15 protein-coding genes are annotated in these 16,362 nt (G+C 48.2%); 10 read left to right on the top strand and 5 right to left on the bottom strand.

Annotated features, from left to right (window positions below):
* Positions 1-2: 2 nt before the first annotated feature.
* A complete protein-coding gene (locus tag ACQ5DJ_RS00165) occupies positions 3-848 on the bottom strand; it encodes an ABC transporter permease (RefSeq protein WP_429840661.1) in 846 nt (281 codons plus the stop codon).
* Positions 845-2,071, bottom strand: a complete 1,227-nt coding sequence (locus ACQ5DJ_RS00170) for a quaternary amine ABC transporter ATP-binding protein (RefSeq protein WP_429840662.1) — start codon at positions 2,069-2,071, stop codon at positions 845-847. Before ACQ5DJ_RS00170 ends, ACQ5DJ_RS00165 begins: the two co-directional genes overlap by 4 nt.
* 258 nt (positions 2,072-2,329) lie before the next feature.
* On the opposite strand from ACQ5DJ_RS00170, the gene ACQ5DJ_RS00175 reads away from it, so the two are divergent.
* The 3 genes from ACQ5DJ_RS00175 to ACQ5DJ_RS00185 all read left to right on the top strand — a co-directional run bounded on the left by ACQ5DJ_RS00175 (position 2,330) and on the right by ACQ5DJ_RS00185 (position 4,201).
* Entirely contained in the window at positions 2,330-2,878 is a 549-nt protein-coding gene (locus ACQ5DJ_RS00175; RefSeq protein WP_429840663.1) for a GbsR/MarR family transcriptional regulator, read from the top strand.
* Between the two features lie 215 nt (positions 2,879-3,093).
* The gene (locus tag ACQ5DJ_RS00180; RefSeq protein ID WP_429840664.1) at positions 3,094-3,651 is read left to right on the top strand and encodes a cysteine hydrolase family protein; all 558 of its coding nucleotides are present in this window, start codon (positions 3,094-3,096) and stop codon (positions 3,649-3,651) included.
* A 124-nt stretch (positions 3,652-3,775) separates the two neighbouring features.
* Positions 3,776-4,201, top strand: coding sequence for an NUDIX domain-containing protein (locus tag ACQ5DJ_RS00185; protein WP_429840665.1), 426 nt, complete (start codon positions 3,776-3,778; stop codon positions 4,199-4,201).
* Positions 4,202-4,252: 51 nt separating this feature from the next.
* On the opposite strand, the gene ACQ5DJ_RS00190 is transcribed toward ACQ5DJ_RS00185, so the two are convergent.
* Entirely contained in the window at positions 4,253-4,456 is a 204-nt protein-coding gene (locus tag ACQ5DJ_RS00190; RefSeq protein WP_429840666.1) for a YwbE family protein, read from the bottom strand.
* Between the two features lie 77 nt (positions 4,457-4,533).
* Between ACQ5DJ_RS00190 and ACQ5DJ_RS00195 the strand changes: the two genes are divergently transcribed.
* The 7 genes from ACQ5DJ_RS00195 to ACQ5DJ_RS00225 all read left to right on the top strand — a co-directional run bounded on the left by ACQ5DJ_RS00195 (position 4,534) and on the right by ACQ5DJ_RS00225 (position 12,002).
* Positions 4,534-5,019 (top strand): hypothetical protein, encoded by a 486-nt coding sequence (locus tag ACQ5DJ_RS00195; protein WP_087348974.1) that lies wholly within the window; start codon positions 4,534-4,536, stop codon positions 5,017-5,019.
* 110 nt (positions 5,020-5,129) lie between these two features.
* Positions 5,130-6,752, top strand: coding sequence for a GGDEF domain-containing response regulator (locus tag ACQ5DJ_RS00200; protein ID WP_429840667.1), 1,623 nt, complete (start codon positions 5,130-5,132; stop codon positions 6,750-6,752).
* Positions 6,753-6,764: 12 nt separating this feature from the next.
* The gene (locus ACQ5DJ_RS00205; RefSeq protein ID WP_069852954.1) at positions 6,765-7,127 is read left to right on the top strand and encodes a response regulator transcription factor; all 363 of its coding nucleotides are present in this window, start codon (positions 6,765-6,767) and stop codon (positions 7,125-7,127) included.
* A complete protein-coding gene (locus ACQ5DJ_RS00210) occupies positions 7,124-10,012 on the top strand; it encodes an ATP-binding protein (protein ID WP_429840668.1) in 2,889 nt (962 codons plus the stop codon). Before ACQ5DJ_RS00205 ends, ACQ5DJ_RS00210 begins: the two co-directional genes overlap by 4 nt.
* A 153-nt stretch (positions 10,013-10,165) precedes the next feature.
* Complete coding sequence (locus tag ACQ5DJ_RS00215) at positions 10,166-10,372, top strand: cold-shock protein (protein ID WP_429840669.1); 207 nt, start codon at positions 10,166-10,168, stop codon at positions 10,370-10,372.
* An 84-nt stretch (positions 10,373-10,456) separates the two neighbouring features.
* Entirely contained in the window at positions 10,457-10,765 is a 309-nt protein-coding gene (locus ACQ5DJ_RS00220; protein WP_429840670.1) for a hypothetical protein, read from the top strand.
* Positions 10,766-10,961: 196 nt separating this feature from the next.
* Positions 10,962-12,002, top strand: coding sequence for an acyltransferase family protein (locus tag ACQ5DJ_RS00225; RefSeq protein ID WP_429840671.1), 1,041 nt, complete (start codon positions 10,962-10,964; stop codon positions 12,000-12,002).
* Between the two features lie 85 nt (positions 12,003-12,087).
* On the opposite strand, the gene ACQ5DJ_RS00230 is transcribed toward ACQ5DJ_RS00225, so the two are convergent.
* The gene (locus tag ACQ5DJ_RS00230) at positions 12,088-13,230 is read right to left on the bottom strand and encodes a histidine kinase N-terminal domain-containing protein (RefSeq protein WP_429840672.1); all 1,143 of its coding nucleotides are present in this window, start codon (positions 13,228-13,230) and stop codon (positions 12,088-12,090) included.
* Between the two features lie 146 nt (positions 13,231-13,376).
* Positions 13,377-16,172, bottom strand: coding sequence for a BclA C-terminal domain-containing protein (locus ACQ5DJ_RS00235; RefSeq protein ID WP_429840673.1), 2,796 nt, complete (start codon positions 16,170-16,172; stop codon positions 13,377-13,379).
* Between the last annotated feature and the right edge of the window lie 190 nt (positions 16,173-16,362).

The following is a 16,362-nucleotide window of genomic DNA, read 5'->3' on the forward strand; positions in this document are numbered from 1 at the left end:
TCCTACGCGTTTTTTCTCTTTCCAACACTTTGCGTGAGACGATCCAGCAGAATCGCTAAAATAACGATGGCCAGGCCCGCCTCAAAACCTTCACCGATCTTGATCTGTGTTACAGCACGATACACGTCTGCCCCCAAGCCTTTCGCCCCAATCATGGAGGCAATCACGACCATGGACAGCGCGAGCATAATGCTCTGGTTAATCCCTGCCATCATGGTCGTCTTAGCAATCGGCAGCTGTACCTTCGTCAGTTTTTGCCAGTAGGTAGAACCGAACGCTTCCGAAGCCTCGATCAGATCGGCAGGAACTTGACGAATTCCCAGGTTGGTCAGACGGATCGTCGGTGGCATCGCAAAAATGACAGAAGCGATAACCCCCGGTACTTTACCAAGCCCGAAGAAAAAGATGGCGGGAATCAAGTACACAAACGCCGGCATCGTCTGCATGAAATCAAGCAGCGGTGTGACGATCTTTTGCACAGAATCATTCTTCGCGCACCAGATACCGACGGGAATCCCGATAATCACCGAGATCAACCCTGCCGTCAATACCAGCGCAAGTGTTTCCATTGAATGCTCCCAATAACCCAGATTCTGAATCAGAAGAAGTCCAATGAAGGTAAAAAGAGCAATTGCCACTTTGCCAGCGCGATACGCCAGCAGCGTAAACAAGATGATCAGGGCCCAAAACGGAATTCCTGTTAGAATCCACGATAACAAGTCAACGGTTCCACCGATTCCAGCTGATATGAAGTCGAACAAGAAGCCCAAATGCTCTTCCAGTCCATCTACAATTGTCTCTATCCAACTGTCGAGCGGCAGCTTCGGAAATAGTTGGCTTTGACTCATGATGGATTCACCTGCCCCTCTTCATTCGTTGGCTCTGGAACTTGTTGATTAACTTTTCCTGCCAATCCACCCAAGACGGCTCCTTTTACAATCACACCCAAGAGACGATTTTGTTCCCCTGTAACCGCTACGGGAATATCTGAAAACGCAACAAGGTCAAACATCTCATTGAGAAGCGTCTGCGGTCCGACAGTCGGTACCTCGGTTCGCAGTACGGATTCCAGCGACTGTCCTGCTTCCTTGGCTCCGTTTACCGCGTCTGCCGTCAGCACACCCAGCAATGTTTTTCGTTTATCCACCACGTACAGACTGGAGACACCGCGCTCCCGCATCATTTGCAATGCGACGCGAGGCCCTCTGTCCAGTGTGATCGTCTCTGCCCGCTTCATGACTTTTTCAGCGGATAACACCTTGGAACGATCCACATCCTCTACGAAGCGTTCTACGTATTCGTTTGCTGGATTAGTCATGATTTCTTCCGGCGAGCCGATCTGCACGATCGCACCGTCTTTCATCAGAGCGATTCGATCCCCGATCTTCAATGCTTCGTCCAGATCATGCGTAATGAAAATAATGGTCTTCTGCATGGTACTTTGCAGTTCCAACAATTCATCCTGCATGTCCTTGCGAATCAACGGGTCCAAGGCACTAAATGCCTCATCCATCAACAGCACATCGGGTTCATTCGCGAGTGCACGAGCCAGACCAACACGTTGCTGCATCCCGCCACTCAGCTGATCCGGGTAGCTTGCTTCCCAACCGCCGAGACCGACGAGTGCGAGTGACTTTTTCGCTTTTGCCTCACGTTCGGCTTTTGGCATCCCTTGAATCTCCAGACCGTACTCCGCATTTTCAAGCACCGTCCTGTGAGGGAACAAGGCAAACTTCTGAAATACCATACCCAGCTTCTTTCTTCTTACGTCCTGTAACTGCTCCGTGTTCATACTGACGATATCCGTACCGTCAATCAGGATTCTGCCTTCTGTCGGCTCAATCAACCGGTTCAACAATCGAACCAAGGTCGACTTCCCGCTTCCCGAAAGCCCCATGATGACGAATATCTCGCCTGCATGCACCTCAAAACTCGCTTGATTCACCCCAAGGGTAAGACCCGTCTCTTTTAAAATATCTTGCTTAGTCTTCCCCTGCTTCACCTGGGACAATGCGCGTTGGGGTTGGCGTCCAAAGATTTTGGTCAAATTCTCTACTTTGATCTTGGGCATATGGTCACCTCCAACTTTCTGCCCGAATCCGGACTGTTCTTTACCCTTACAATTGTAACCAGCCAATTTTTTTACCTCAAATTGGGTGAGCCATGATAATCGGGCATTTTCAGCGTTCAGAAAAAACTTTACGTACTTTTCTTTCTGTATTCGCAGTTTATCACGTATATACTGTACAATATCTCCATTTACTTTTTGCTTTTGGAGACGTACAATTCTAGTCAGGTTACTTTGACTAGAGGAGCTGCTTTTTTCAAAATGGATACCAATCAAGAAAAAATCCTCGAAAAAGCTCAGGAACGCGTGATTGAAACGCTTGCTCGCAACATGGATCTGTATGGAATTACCATGTCAACGGGACTGCTGTATGGCACATTGCTCTTTCAGGACAAGTCAATGACACTCGATGAGATGGGCGAAGCACTGGGCATGAGCAAAACCAGCATGAGCACTGGCGTTCGCACATTGATGGACTTAAATATGGTAGAAAAGATATGGAAAAAAGGGACACGGAAGGATCATTACGAAGTCAATCTGGATTGGTACCAGAACTTCATCGATCTCTTTTCCGTGAAGTGGCGACAAGCCTGTGAACATAATGTACACGCCTTGAAAAAGTCGCTCCTTGAGCTTCGCGCTCTCCAGCAATCCGAAGAGCTTACGGAAGAAGTCAGGGAACGTGTTGACCTTAGTATCAAGCGCATTGAAAATGGGTTGGAATATTATCTGTGGCTGTCCCGTTTAATCGACTCCTTCGAATCACATGATATCTTTCAGTTTGTACCGAAAAAGGAAAATGAATCATAAGAAGTTCGTAATCGAAAAAGACTCGTTCCTTCCAATAGGAATGAGTCTTTTTTGTGGTACAATTATCTAGAACAGTTTCACGCTCTTCTATGATGAAAGGAGTGGTCAGTTATGAAAAAGGACATGAATCGACGTTCTTATAAAGCTGTGCGTGTACCAAATAACCAAAAAGGGGAACACCAACACTAACCCCCTTTCACCTAGGAGGAAATGGATTGATTCGGAAAACAGCTCTTCTGATTATTGATGCGCAAGTAGGAATTATCGAGGGACAATTTGGTCCTGTTTATCAGCCGGCAACACTTGTCCAAACATTGAAAAAAGTGCGGGAAGACGCCTACAGCAAGGATATTCCTGTGTTGTACGTTCAGGATGATGATGTTGGAGAAGTCGGTTCAGACGACAATGCCATCCACCCTGAGATCGCACCTCTGCCATCAGAAACGGTGATTCGAAAACTAGCGACAGACTCGTTTCACGGAACAGATCTGCACGAAAAACTACAAGCACTCGGGATTAACCACCTTGTCATCATGGGGTGCAAAACCGAATATTGTATTGACAGTGCCTGCCGCAAAGCGACGACACTCGGCTATGATGTGACACTTGTCAAAGATGGACACTCTACGTCGGACAATGAAGTGCTGTCTGCGGAACAGATCATCGCCCATCACAATACATGCCTGCATGGATTAGGAAATATTGAGCCATTTATTTTGGTACGGGAATCAACGGAGGATGTCTTCGCCCCTACCCATGATTCTTACCGATAAAACGTTTTGCTGAACTTCTCGAAACCGTCTTTTCAGGCGGTTTCTTGTTTTGTCCTTGTCTTACCCACGATTCGTCCATGCTATTATGGAAGAAACGAATTTGCCGTTCGTGAAGGAGAAAATCATGTCGACTACTATCGCTATACCAAGATTGGGCGTAGGAGCTGTCATCTTAAACGACGAGAATGAGATTTTGCTGGTTTTACGAAACAGAGATCCAGAGAAGGATACGTGGAGCATTCCCGGCGGAAAAGTTGATCCCTATGAACAACTGGAGACGAGTGTCATCCGTGAAATCAAAGAAGAAGTCAATCTCGATGTCGAGATAAAGGCCCTCTTGTGCACCGCAGAAACGATCCGCCCGGAAAATGGCGAGCATTGGGTTTCGGTCATATACGAAGTCACGATCCTCAGTGGAGAAGCACGTAATTTAGAGGAAGACGGGGCGATTGGAGACATGCGCTGGTTTTCACTCGATGCACTTCCGTCGAATCTGGCTTGCTTCGCCGTACCCGCTATCGAGCATATGCAGAACCGGAACCGATCATGAAATGAAAAACGGACAGTTGCCCATGTGGCCTGTCCGTTTTTCTGAAGAAGATTACTTCCCTTTTTGGATAATCTCTTGCACTCTCCCCACTTGTCCATCCGTCAAACGAACCTTGATTCCATGTGGATGTGTACTGGAGTTCGTCAGGATATCCTTGACGATCCCACGGGTGCGCTTGCCAGTGCGTTGGTCCTGTTTCAATACAATTTCGACTTCGAGTCCTGCTACGATGTCTTTTCGGTTTTTTCCGTTCATTTTCCCTTCTCCTTTTTTCGTTCTGTGTCCCACCTATGATATAATCGACAAACAAATCCATCTCACCGGAGGAATCCATGCTTACTTTTGAAGAAAAACTAGCGATTATTGAATCTTTTCCACAACTGACTCGGAATGACGTCTCCCTGAAACGGGTTAATTTCCATTATGAGGAAAGCCTTCATGACAAAAAGACCGTGGTCTATCATCTGCATCCGAACGGCAACGGGTTTGTGTTCGTCGGCTTTGTGAAAAGCTACCAAAAGCAAAAAGACGATAAGGGCTTCATCAACATCCGTGATTTCTCGGCGGAAGAGCTGCGCACGGTTATAGAAGCATCGATCCACTCTCTCTCCCAAAAACGTGAAGAAGCGCCTAAAAACACCGCAGCAGCTGAGCAACTCGAGCAAACGTGGATCGACAAACAAAACCGCACGCTCTTGTTACAACAGGAAGACGCCCTGTGGAACGTATACCACGGAATGAATCTGGAAGCTTCCTTTGAATCGTACGTGGAAGCAGAGCAGTATCTGATTGAAGAAGGATTTTCCCTGCAACAATAAGCCCTTCCTTCTCCCTGCTACATGTACCATACCAAATTGTAGATGTTTTGATCAAACTGGCGCAAGCGAACGACTGCTTGCGCCATCCCAACACAGGGGGACGGTACGACATGATCAAGTACAGAGATACGCTTCTTACGAATATCCACAAACAGATTGAGACTTGGTACGACCAGGAGGTTTCCATCTCTCATGATGATCTCTATCGATTTCTCCATTCGTTGAAGGGGACAGCGGGGACAATTGGATTGACCGACTTGTCTGATCTGTCACAGCTTCTCTTGGAACAAATGGACGACATGCCTGCCAAGAACTGGCCGACGAGCGAATGGCGAGTGTTTTTGCATGAGTTGATCACTTTATGCTGCGAGAAGCGACCAGAACGGGACGTTTTTATCGAGAACCCCACTCTTCACCGGAAATCCCCTTGTGAGCAACAACCTTTAGTCCTCATCCTGGATGATGACGTCACTCTGCTCATGTATCTAAAAGAATATTTAGAAAAACGCAATTGGTCTGTCATCGCTACGGTCTACCCTCATAAGGCTCTCGACTATTTTCACGACATGAACCCTGACTGCTTCATTCTGGATTTGAACATCCCGGAAACGGACGGCTTCCAAGTGATGCAGACGATTAGCGAAAAAATAAAGAAGCAATACGTGCCTACGACCATTATCAGCATCGATTGCGAACGGGACACCCGTTTGAACGCCTATCGTTTGGGCGCAGATGACGTCATGTGCAAACCACTGGATATGGAAGAGCTGGTCGTACGCCTCGAACGCCAGCTTCGCCGGAAGAGCTGGATGAACAGCATCTTGTTTTTGGACGAGCTCACGGGTGTCAACAATCGCAATTCTTTTGTTGATACGTACCAACGGCTTCTTTCTGATGCCCAGCGAACCAACACCCCCTTCTCACTGGCATTTTTAGATATCGATTTTTTCAAAGGGGTCAATGATACATACGGTCATCTGATCGGCGACGAGGTGCTGACTCGTTTTGCTGCTTTCATCGGACAGAGCGCCGAAAAACATGATGTATTTTTCCGGTACGGCGGAGAGGAATTTATCCTGCTGATGCCGCGTACGACTGTACAGACAGGTAAGATGCGCCTGGAGCAGATGCTCTCTGCTTTTTGTTCGCTCACGTTCGAAGCTACTGAAGGAACGTTTTCTTTGAGCTTTTCCGGTGGAATCGTACAAGTAGATGATCCTCTTAAACCGCATACGTATTGGGTGGAAGCTGCGGACACTGCTTTGTATGCTGCCAAAAATGCAGGGCGGCGCCGGATTGAAACCGCCCAAATCACAGAGACGTATGACTCCCCTAAGGTAAAACTGAAGGTCGCCATTATTGATGACGATCCGATGATTCGCGTGATGCTTGCCGATTCCATCAAAACCAGCTTTGACGGTTGGATACACGTCAACATCCAGACTTACGAAGAAGGAGCAGCTTTCTTTTACTCCACCTGGCATCAAGGACAAGAGCCTTATCTCGTCATTTTAGACGGGATGATGCCACAGATGGATGGCCTCGAGGTTCTCCAGAAAATCCGGAATTTGCCGAATGCCAAGAAATATACGGTGATTATGCTTACAGGTCGTACAGAAGAGCAAGACATTGTCCGTGCCCTTCAGCTCGGTGCTGACGACTATATGACCAAGCCATTCCGTACACGCGAACTGGAGGCTCGCATCAAGCGACTGGTTAAGCGAATGTTGTAAGGAGGTAGTGAGATGGCAACGATTATGCTGGCCGAGGACGAAGCCGTGTTGCGCATGTTGATTGGCGACACGCTCGAAGACGAGGGACACGAGCTCGATATCGCTTGCGATGGAGAGGAAGCCCTGCAAAAAATCGGTCAAAATGAGTACGACTTGATCATTTTAGATTATATGATGCCCAAGCTAACAGGCTTTGAAGTATTGCAGCAGCTCAAGCAGATGGACGACAAAAAGGCAGTTAAGGTCCTGATCCTCTCAGCAAAAAGTCAACATGCCGAACAGGAGAAAATGCGTGCAGCTGGTGCCGATGACTTCATGCCGAAGCCCTTTAGCCCGATGGATCTTGTTCGAAAAGTGGAGGAAATGCTCGCATGACCGGGTTCTGGGCGTTTTTCAGAAAAAGTATCACTCGTCGCTTCATGGCGATGATGCTTCTCTTTCTGTCACTGATGATTGTGGGCGCTGGCATCGTTCAATATAGAAATAACAGCGCATTTACCGAATATCAGACAGCGATACAGGCAGCCAAACAAAAACAAGATTTGGTGAGAGAAATCTCTGAGCATACGAACCAAATCTTTTTTAGGGCCAGAGGTTATTACGCTTTTTTGAACCCGTATGAGTACAATGAGCTATTTCTGGAGAAAGAAAAGCTCGAACAAGCGCTGGAAGCTTTGAAAAAACTGCCGCTCAATCAAGAGGAACAAGCGCTCGTCGCTTCCATCGAGTCTTTTTTCACGAACTTTTTCGCCAATGTGTTTCCGACGACTTCGAATTATGCAAAGACCGGAGACTATGAATCCTTGCGAAAAATTTCGTCTAGTGGCTTGAATCAGTCAGTGAACAACCTGCTTCACTATGCCGTGCGTTACGAAGATGAGCATGAACAGCTATTGTACAAGAAAAACCAAACCCTTTTCCAAGAGCTGTCGGAGCAAAGCACCTGGTTCATCATGTACGTGCTGATGGTGCTCCTGATCATGATTTGGGTAACCATTCAAACCACACGCGATGTTGGCAGGCCCTTGGTTCGTTTAGCAGAGGATGCGGAGCGTTTCGCTAATGGGGATACACCCCTCTTGCAAGATTTGAACCGGGCGGATGAAATCGGTAAGCTCTCCAGCTCCCTCGACTATTTAATCAGGCAAATTCAAGCCAAAGAAGAAGTTCTCATGGCTCAAAACGAAGAGCTGCAAGCCCAGCAGGATGAACTGATGATGCAGCAAGAAGAGCTGCAAGAAGCGTTGGGCAAGATGGAGGATAATGAACGGTATTTGGAAAAGAAAAACCGCTTCATCCGCTCTTTGTCGAATACGTTGAATAAAAGCGAGCTGCTGTCTAGCATCATTCGCAATATAACCGAGGTCATGGATGCCGATAAAGGTGTCATCGTCATGCTGAACGCTGACAGGGATGCTGCTAGCTTTGGCGTTTCCCAGAACGTGCTGGAGCAACTGCGAAAAGGATTGGATGAAGGTCCGTTCATGCGAATCAAGGAAACGAGCCAGCCATATGTCCTGATCCGTGAAAGTACAGACGCTGAACGCGGCTACAAGGAGGAAATCTCTCGAACTTCCGAGCTCTACCTTCCTGTGTTCGATGCCCATCAGACAATCGTGGCATGTATCATCCTCTCCCGTATCGATCGCAAATTCACGGATCTGGAGCTACAAGTCATCATCGCACTCGCCAAGCAGATTTCCTTGGCATTCGATAAGCTCGAGATGTTTGAAGAGACGGAACGACAGCGCAAAATGACGCAGGATATGCTCGATTCTGTACAAGAAGGCATTCAGCTCATTGATCTTGGTGGAGAAACACTGCAGGTGAACCGGAATTTTAGTGAGCTCTTGTGCTACGACCATCAGCTCGCGTCGCAAGGATTTGACTTGGAACAGTTCCTTTCCTATCTACAGAGTCGAACCTCAGAGCCCGATCGGCTGATTCAATATGTCAGAGCTGTCGTTTTAGATGAAGGAGCCATTCCTTCAGGCAGCATTGTGTTTCAGATGACCGGACCGCAAGTACGCTATATTCAGCTCTATGCAGAGCCACTGTACCGGAATCAAGAGAAATGGAGCACCTTGCTCGTTTACCGTGACTTCACCACAGAATACGAGATCGACCAAATGAAATCGGATTTCGTCAGTACAGTCAGCCATGAGCTGCGTACCCCTCTCGCCAGTGTGCTCGGCTTTGCGGAGCTGCTGTTAACGAAAGAACTCAAGCCCGAACGTCAACAGCGGTACATAGCGACCATTTATCAAGAAGCGACCCGCCTGACTGCGCTAATCAACGATTTCTTGGATTTGCAGCGCATGGAATCCGGCAGACAGACGTATGAGCTAGAGAACGTTGCGATTGATCAAGTGATTCGAGATATTTTCGGACTTTATCGAGTCCAGTCCCCTCTCCATCGATTCGAACTCGATTTGCAAACGGAGCAAACTGTTGTTTATGGAGACCAAGCCAAGCTGCGTCAAATATTTATGAATCTGATCAGTAATGCCGTCAAATACTCCCCGCATGGTGGCCATGTCCGGGTGAGCTGTCGACAAGATGGGAATCGCTTGCTCGTAGTGGTCCAGGATGAAGGGCTAGGCATTCCTTCCGAAGCTATCCCTCACCTATTTACTAAATTTTATCGTGTCGATAACTCGGATCGCCGCGAGATCGGCGGTACAGGACTGGGTCTCTCTATTGTTCGGGAGATCGTGCATATGCACAATGGTGAAGTTGCCGTTACGTCCGAATCGGGCAAGGGTAGTACATTTACAGTTACCCTTCCGCTGGCTGAGCACGATTTATCCCCCGGCTATCTAGCGAGGACGGAGGAGGTAGTCACTCCAACTGGTCAATGCAATGGAAACGTTGTGATTATTGAGGACGATTTGAACTTATCCGAGTTGTTGCGTGATGAGTTGACCAGCTCTGGATTCCGTGTCAATTCCTTCTCTACGGCGACTGAGGCAGTAGTAGCAATCGAGGAGCTGCGACCGGATGCTGTCGTACTTGACCTTATCTTAAAGGACGGCGAGAGTGGTTGGAAGGTCATTGAGGAAATACGGAAAAATCCGGATTTACGGACCATTCCGATCGTGATCTCCAGTGCTTTTGAGGAAAAGAAAAAGGCATTTGATCTGGGGGCAACCGGCTATCTGATCAAGCCTTATCATCCTGATACCTTATCTAAAGCGATATTGCTGGCCATCACGAATCAAGAAGCAACGGGACAAATCTTCATTCCCGATGAACAGTAAAGCTGTACATGGACAAAAGAGGCTACGGCTATGCAAGTGCTACCTCTTTTTTTTACCTTCTAGCAATGAAAATCTTGGTATATTCATGCGCTTTCCATCACACATTAATAGAGGTTACTTTGTGCACTTTTGCCCTGCAAAGGAGGAGTTCATGTGTATTTCTCAAAAAAAGCAATCGTTCCAATCGAAGAAGAGGAAACAGATGTATGGACGTGCAGTAACGAGGGCTGTACGTGCTGGATGAGAGATAACTTTTCCTTTGATAAGAGCCCGAGCTGCCCCTTTTGCCATGCCCGTATGGTAAAAGACACGCGCATGCTGCCAGTCCTAACCAACCACAGCAGCAGGCGGAACTCTTGAGCTCTTCTTTTCTTTTTTCTTGCGGGTATTCTTCCTCTTCTCTACAATAAATTCATGACGTACGAATGTTAGAGGAGTATGCCCATGAACCGAAAAGAGATGGAAGATCAAGTGATTCAAGCCTATCAGCGCGACGAGGGTATGATGATTCTCGTTTTTGCCCAATGGTGTGTGAATCACGGTCTAGATGCACGCGAATTATACCGCCGCGCTTATCCCGCTCAAGGGGAAAATACGTTACTTACTCAAATGCTGGACAATACCGTTCCTAAAGAAGAAGCAGAGGACATTCCTGATCCGACTCTCCTTGCTGTATTGTCGATGTTTGGCAATGACGATTTGGCGTTTGTGGTCAGTGAGACCATCGATGAAATGAAAAAGAATCCGAAATAATGTATGAAAGCCATACTCGTGCAAAAGCTACGCGCGCGGGTGTGGCTTTCTTTCTTTCTTTCTTTTTCCCTTTCCAGAACTCCCCTCCCCTGTCCAAATACGAATCAAAGAAAACTTTATTATCATAAAAACCATTCACAGTTTATTGTTTGAGCGACAACGTCAGCCGACAAACGATGAAATGGAGAATATCGAAATGTATACAGATTCAAAAATCTTGAAATCTCTGTTTTACATCCAGCTCTTCTCAAGTTTTCTCGTTGTAGTCGGTCATTTCACGGCTTCTGCACTTTCTTTTACAGATCCGTTTTGGATCGTGGCCCTCAATCAGATTAGTCGCTACGGCACTGTCCTGTTGACGATCGCCACCGGTTATTTGACTGCTTATTCTTTAGAAGCCAAGAGCCCTACTGCTCGCGAGTTTTTTTCAGGGAAACTTCTGTATATTTTTGTCCCTTATTTAGTATCTGGTGTCCTGTACCATTACTTGTTGAAAAAAGGGATGCCACATACTGCCCAAGACTTTACGAACATTGTTTTAGGCAAAACGGGTGACCATCTGTACTTTGTATTTATGATTTGCCAGTATTACGTTTTTGCCTTTCTGTTTCGCCGTATGATCACCAAGCGCAACATTTTGTATGTCATTTGGATTCTGCTCGGTATTCAGTACGTGTACATCAACTTCATCCATCAGGGCTGGTTCGGGCTCACCACGCGTCATATGCTCCCGAGCTGGATTTTCACCCTGTACATGGGACATGTGTTGTATTGGTACCGTGAATCGATCCTTTCTTTTCTGCGAAACAACCGCTCCATCCTGACGCTGATGACGGGTGTTTCCACTGCGGCTGCGCTGTTTTTTGTTGTCTCAAACAAGCTGTATGTGGCTGTGCATTTGACTTTTGTCTTCGCCACGCTTCTGTCGTTTCTCGTGCTCATGGTCTTCTTTCTGGAACGTATCGATCGTTTGCACATCAAGTTTCGAAAAGGGCTGACGTATTTTATCTTCTTGTTCCACTCTGCTTTTTTGATCATGTTTAAAGATTATCTGTTTGAGAAATACGGCGAGGTCGCTTGGCTGTTTGAAAACACATGGTACTCGCTGCTGTACTTGCTCGTAATTATCGGGTGCAGTTGTCTGTTTGCGCTCATGCTGGTCTGGCTGGTAAACAAACTGGAGAGTATCTCCAAAACCATACGACAAACACGCCGGCAGCTTCACGCTAGCAAATAAACAGCTTTTTCACAAAAAAATAACCTATTCATGGTGCACGTCTGTTAACGATCGTGCCTTCATGGATAGGTCGCTTTTTGTGGTATTAGATATGCTGGCTCATCGACATCGAGCCACTTGTACATGCGTCGCAGGGCTTGAACTGCATGGAAAAATTCGTCTGCTGATCAGTAGACTCGCACGTAATCGTTCCTCCATGCCGCTCAATGATTTCTTTGCAGACGTATAAGCCAATTCCGGTACCGAGCTCCTTCGTTGTGAAAAACGGTTCAAAAATAACCGAGAGCAGGTCAGGTGGAATTGGTGATCCATTGTTGGAAACGGTAATTAAGGACCTGTCAGGCGTTTGGGACACCTCAATAACAATCTCCTTATCGCCTGTTTTTTTATGTAACGCATCCAGCGCATTGGAAATGATGTTGATAAACACCTGCTTCATCTCATCCTTGTAGCCTTTTAGTTGAAAGGTAGGATCGATACTGCATTTGATATCCACATTCACGTCAACGATATTCGGATAGAGGAAGGAAAGAATCTCATCGAACAACTCCCAAACGCTAAAAACCTCCATTTGTTTATAGACCGCTCCCTTTTTCGAGACCAGCAAAAACTGCGAAACCCGGTAATTCAATTGCCGCAGCTCATTTTCAATAATCTCTACGTAAGGGAGATTCGGATAATCTTCTTTTAACAAACGAGAGAATCCCATAATAGAAGTAAGCGGATTTCGGAATTCATGGACGAAGCTAGACGCCATTTGCCCCAGAATCGTGAGCCTGTCTTTGTGAGAACGCTCGATAAATAGCTTCTTCTCTTCCAAATCGTTGTCTTTGAGATCGGTGTATTTGAACACAGCGTGTACCAAAAAGACATCAAAGCATTCGTTTATTTTCAATAAGGCGGGCATTAAAGCGGCAGGCGTAAACGGACCTTTTTGGAGAAGATTGATAACCATTTCCCGGCCCATGCACACGTTGGAAACAAAATCGCCAATGTTGGTCTCTGCCCGGTTTCGTTCATAGGCGACCTTGTAAGCCAATTCTTTAATATCTTCGAGAGTGATTTCCGAACGAAAATATTCAATAACCATACGATACAGTGCTCGTCCATTCAGATGGATCAATCCCTTGTATTGATCACTTTCCGAAACGGCAATTCGTCGCTTGAATTCTTTCACGGTCGTTGCCTCGTGCTCGTCCAAATATACTGCCAAGTCATCCATCGGCATCTATCCCCACTCCGAATAATAGGCAAATCCCCTTCCAACCTATTATACTATCATTATTGATAATTAACTAAATATTTTTACTACTTTAACAAAAAAGAAATAGCAAAGGTAAAGGAGCTACTTGTCATCGTAGCTCCTTTTGCCTACTACGTACTAATTTTAATAATCGTCAAGGTCGCTCCAGCCCCTGTCAGAAGGGTAGCTGTTCCCAATAATCCAAACAGTTGCAGCGTGATTGTGGCTCCAGCGGTGAGAGGAGCTATGACGGTATTATTGAACGATGAAAGTGATAAGGCTGGTGCGATGATAGTCGGAGTGTATGGTGTCCCATTTATCAAGATTCTTGAACTAACCAGTAATGCAGCTGTTGTATTGATGGAATACGAAATTAAATAGTTGCCTGCCGACGGAACCGTAAATACTGTATTGGCTCCATTCACCGTAATGCCACCTGCTAACACCTGGTTGTTCGGTAGGGGGATATTCGTTCCTCCTAGGACTACTGCTATGAGAGCTCCTGTGGTATTGGCCCCAAAGGCGTTGATGTTGGTGAAGACTGTACCTGTCGCTCCGGTAGGGCCGGTGGCTCCGGTGGCTCCGGTTTCTCCGGTGGCTCCAGTGGCTCCCGTGGCTCCCGTGGCTCCCGTCGATCCCGTAGTTCCCGTGGATCCAGTTGATCCGGTCGCTCCAGTGGCACCAGTGGTTCCAGTCGTTCCAGTGACTCCGGTCGCTCCTGTTGGTCCGGTGGCTCCGGTCTCTCCTGTTGTTCCAGTCGCTCCAGTTGATCCGGTTTCTCCTGTTGTTCCGGTCTCTCCTGTTGCTCCGGTCGTTCCAGTTGTTCCGGTCTCTCCGGTCGTTCCAGTTGATCCGGTCTCTCCGGTTGATCCCGTTGTTCCCGTTGTTCCCGTTGTTCCCGTTGATCCGGTCGTTCCAGTTGCTCCGGTTGTTCCGGTCTCTCCCGTTTCTCCGGTTACTCCGGTCGCTCCCGTAGCTCCAGTCGTTCCGATTGTTCCGGTGGTTCCAGTCTCTCCTGTTACTCCGGTTGCTCCCGTTGATCCAGTCGCTCCGGTTGTTCCGGTCTCCCCAGTTGCACCAGTCGATCCCGTTGATCCGGTGGTTCCAGTCTCTCCCGTTGCTCCAGTTGATCCGGTTGCTCCTGTTGTTCCGGTGGCTCCAGTCTCTCCCGTGACACCAGTTGATCCGGTGGCTCCCGTTGCCCCGGTCTCTCCAGTTACTCCAGTGGCTCCAGTCGCTCCGGTTGCTCCGGTCTCTCCTGTTGTTCCAGTCGCTCCAGTTGATCCGGTTGATCCTGTTGTTCCTGTGGCTCCGGTCTCTCCCGTTGCTCCAGTTGATCCGGTTTCTCCTGTTGTTCCGGTCGTTCCAGTTGTTCCTGTCTCTCCTGTTGCTCCGGTCGTTCCAGTTGTTCCGGTCTCTCCGGTTGCTCCGGTCGTTCCAGTTGTTCCGGTCTCTCCGGTTGCTCCAGTCACTCCCGTTGATCCAGTCGATCCGGTTACTCCGGTTGATCCGGTTACTCCGGTTGATCCAGTCGATCCGGCTACTCCGGTTGATCCGGTTACTCCGGTTGATCCGGTCTCTCCTGTTGTTCCGGTCGTTCCGGTGACTCCTGTTGCCCCAGTCGATCCTGTTGATCCGGTTGCTCCCGTTGCTCCCGTTGCTCCGGTCGTTCCAGTTGCTCCGGTTACTCCGGTCTCTCCGGTTATTCCGGTCACTCCCGTTAATCCGGTCTCTCCTGTTGCTCCGGTGGCTCCGGTTGTTCCAGTTGCTCCGGTCTCTCCAGTCGCTCCGCTGGCTCCAGTCGTTCCGGTCTCTCCAGTCGCTCCTCTGGCTCCAGTCGTTCCGGTCTCTCCGGTTGTTCCAGTCTCTCCTGTTGATCCTGTCGATCCAGTTGCTCCGGTCTCTCCTTTTACCCCAGTAGCTCCGGTTACTCCAGCGGCTCCGGTTACTCCCGTTGCTCCGGTCTCTCCCGTTGATCCTGTCGATCCGGTTGTTCCGGTTACTCCCGTTGCTCCGGTTACTCCGGTCTCTCCGGTTGTTCCGGTTGTTCCGGTCTCTCCTGTTACTCCGGTCTCTCCCGTTGATCCTGTCGATCCAGTTGCTCCGGTTGCTCCCGTTGCCCCGGTCTCTCCTGTTGTTCCTGTTGTTCCTGTTGTTCCTGTTGTTCCTGTTTCTCCCGTAGCTCCTGTTGATCCTGTCACTCCAGTTGATCCTGTCACTCCAGTTGATCCTGTCACTCCAGTTGATCCGGTTACTCCCGTTGCCCCGGTCTCTCCTGTTGTTCCAGTCTCTCCCGTTGCTCCTGTCGATCCAGTTGATCCGGTTGATCCGGTTACTCCCGTTGCCCCAGTCTCTCCGGTGGTTCCTGGCGCTCCGGTTGTTCCTCTCACTCCGGTTGCTCCGGTTACTCCGGTTACTCCTGTTCCCCCGGCTGCTCCTAGCGCTCCGGTTGTTCCTGGCGCTCCGGTTGTCCCGGTCGCTCCTGTTGCCCCGGTAGCTCCGCGTGGTCCCCTCGGTCCACTAACTCCAGTTGCTCCCGTAGCTCCCGTAACGCCCCTCGGCCCTTTCTCTCCAGTTGCTCCGGTCGGTCCAGTTGGTCCAGTTGGCCCCGTAACCCTCCTTACCGGACATTTAGAAGCATCCAGCACTGCCTCCAGTTTCTGTTGCAAAAGCATGTCTTGCTTTGTCGCTGCTTCGAGCATGTCCCGCGCACTCTTGTTTAACGCGAGCAAATCCGAAATGGTGGCTCCTGGTCCAGATAGCCCGGGAATTGTCCCGAGTGCATACTGAATTTTTTCAGCTTCCGCATTTAAAATATGACTAAGCCCCAACTCTTCCATAGCTAAAGAAGACAACATTAAATTAAGCGCTTCGTCACGCCCTATAAGAATGGTCGGGGTGATATTCGGTATATTTGGAAATGACATGATTCTCCTCCTCTTTGAAAAGGATGTTTCCCCTCCCTCATGAGTTGTTACACAAGAAGCCGTGGCATACTGATTTCCCAATCATCTGAAAAAGTATGGGACAAAAAGAATGGCACTTACAAACAACTACGAGAAAATAGAAGGAAAAAGGAAACCGTTGCTCATTCATTAGAGGAATCAATACGAGGAG

Origin of the sequence: Brevibacillus sp. FIR094 (assembly GCF_050477165.1) — a bacterium.
Lineage (GTDB): Bacteria > Bacillota > Bacilli > Brevibacillales > Brevibacillaceae > Brevibacillus.

What these genes read in the sequence shown, in the direction of transcription:
- ACQ5DJ_RS00165 (WP_429840661.1), bottom strand. Translation starts at nt 848, where the DNA reads ATGAGTCAAAGCCAACTATTTCCGAAGCTGCCGCTCGACAGTTGGATA.
- ACQ5DJ_RS00170 (WP_429840662.1), bottom strand. Translation starts at nt 2,071, where the DNA reads ATGCCCAAGATCAAAGTAGAGAATTTGACCAAAATCTTTGGACGCCAA.
- ACQ5DJ_RS00175 (WP_429840663.1), top strand. Translation starts at nt 2,330, where the DNA reads ATGGATACCAATCAAGAAAAAATCCTCGAAAAAGCTCAGGAACGCGTG.
- ACQ5DJ_RS00185 (WP_429840665.1), top strand. Translation starts at nt 3,776, where the DNA reads ATGTCGACTACTATCGCTATACCAAGATTGGGCGTAGGAGCTGTCATC.
- ACQ5DJ_RS00190 (WP_429840666.1), bottom strand. Translation starts at nt 4,456, where the DNA reads ATGAACGGAAAAAACCGAAAAGACATCGTAGCAGGACTCGAAGTCGAA.
- ACQ5DJ_RS00195 (WP_087348974.1), top strand. Translation starts at nt 4,534, where the DNA reads ATGCTTACTTTTGAAGAAAAACTAGCGATTATTGAATCTTTTCCACAA.
- ACQ5DJ_RS00200 (WP_429840667.1), top strand. Translation starts at nt 5,130, where the DNA reads ATGATCAAGTACAGAGATACGCTTCTTACGAATATCCACAAACAGATT.
- ACQ5DJ_RS00205 (WP_069852954.1), top strand. Translation starts at nt 6,765, where the DNA reads ATGGCAACGATTATGCTGGCCGAGGACGAAGCCGTGTTGCGCATGTTG.
- ACQ5DJ_RS00210 (WP_429840668.1), top strand. Translation starts at nt 7,124, where the DNA reads ATGACCGGGTTCTGGGCGTTTTTCAGAAAAAGTATCACTCGTCGCTTC.
- ACQ5DJ_RS00220 (WP_429840670.1), top strand. Translation starts at nt 10,457, where the DNA reads ATGAACCGAAAAGAGATGGAAGATCAAGTGATTCAAGCCTATCAGCGC.
- ACQ5DJ_RS00225 (WP_429840671.1), top strand. Translation starts at nt 10,962, where the DNA reads ATGTATACAGATTCAAAAATCTTGAAATCTCTGTTTTACATCCAGCTC.
- ACQ5DJ_RS00230 (WP_429840672.1), bottom strand. Translation starts at nt 13,230, where the DNA reads ATGCCGATGGATGACTTGGCAGTATATTTGGACGAGCACGAGGCAACG.
- ACQ5DJ_RS00235 (WP_429840673.1), bottom strand. Translation starts at nt 16,172, where the DNA reads ATGTCATTTCCAAATATACCGAATATCACCCCGACCATTCTTATAGGG.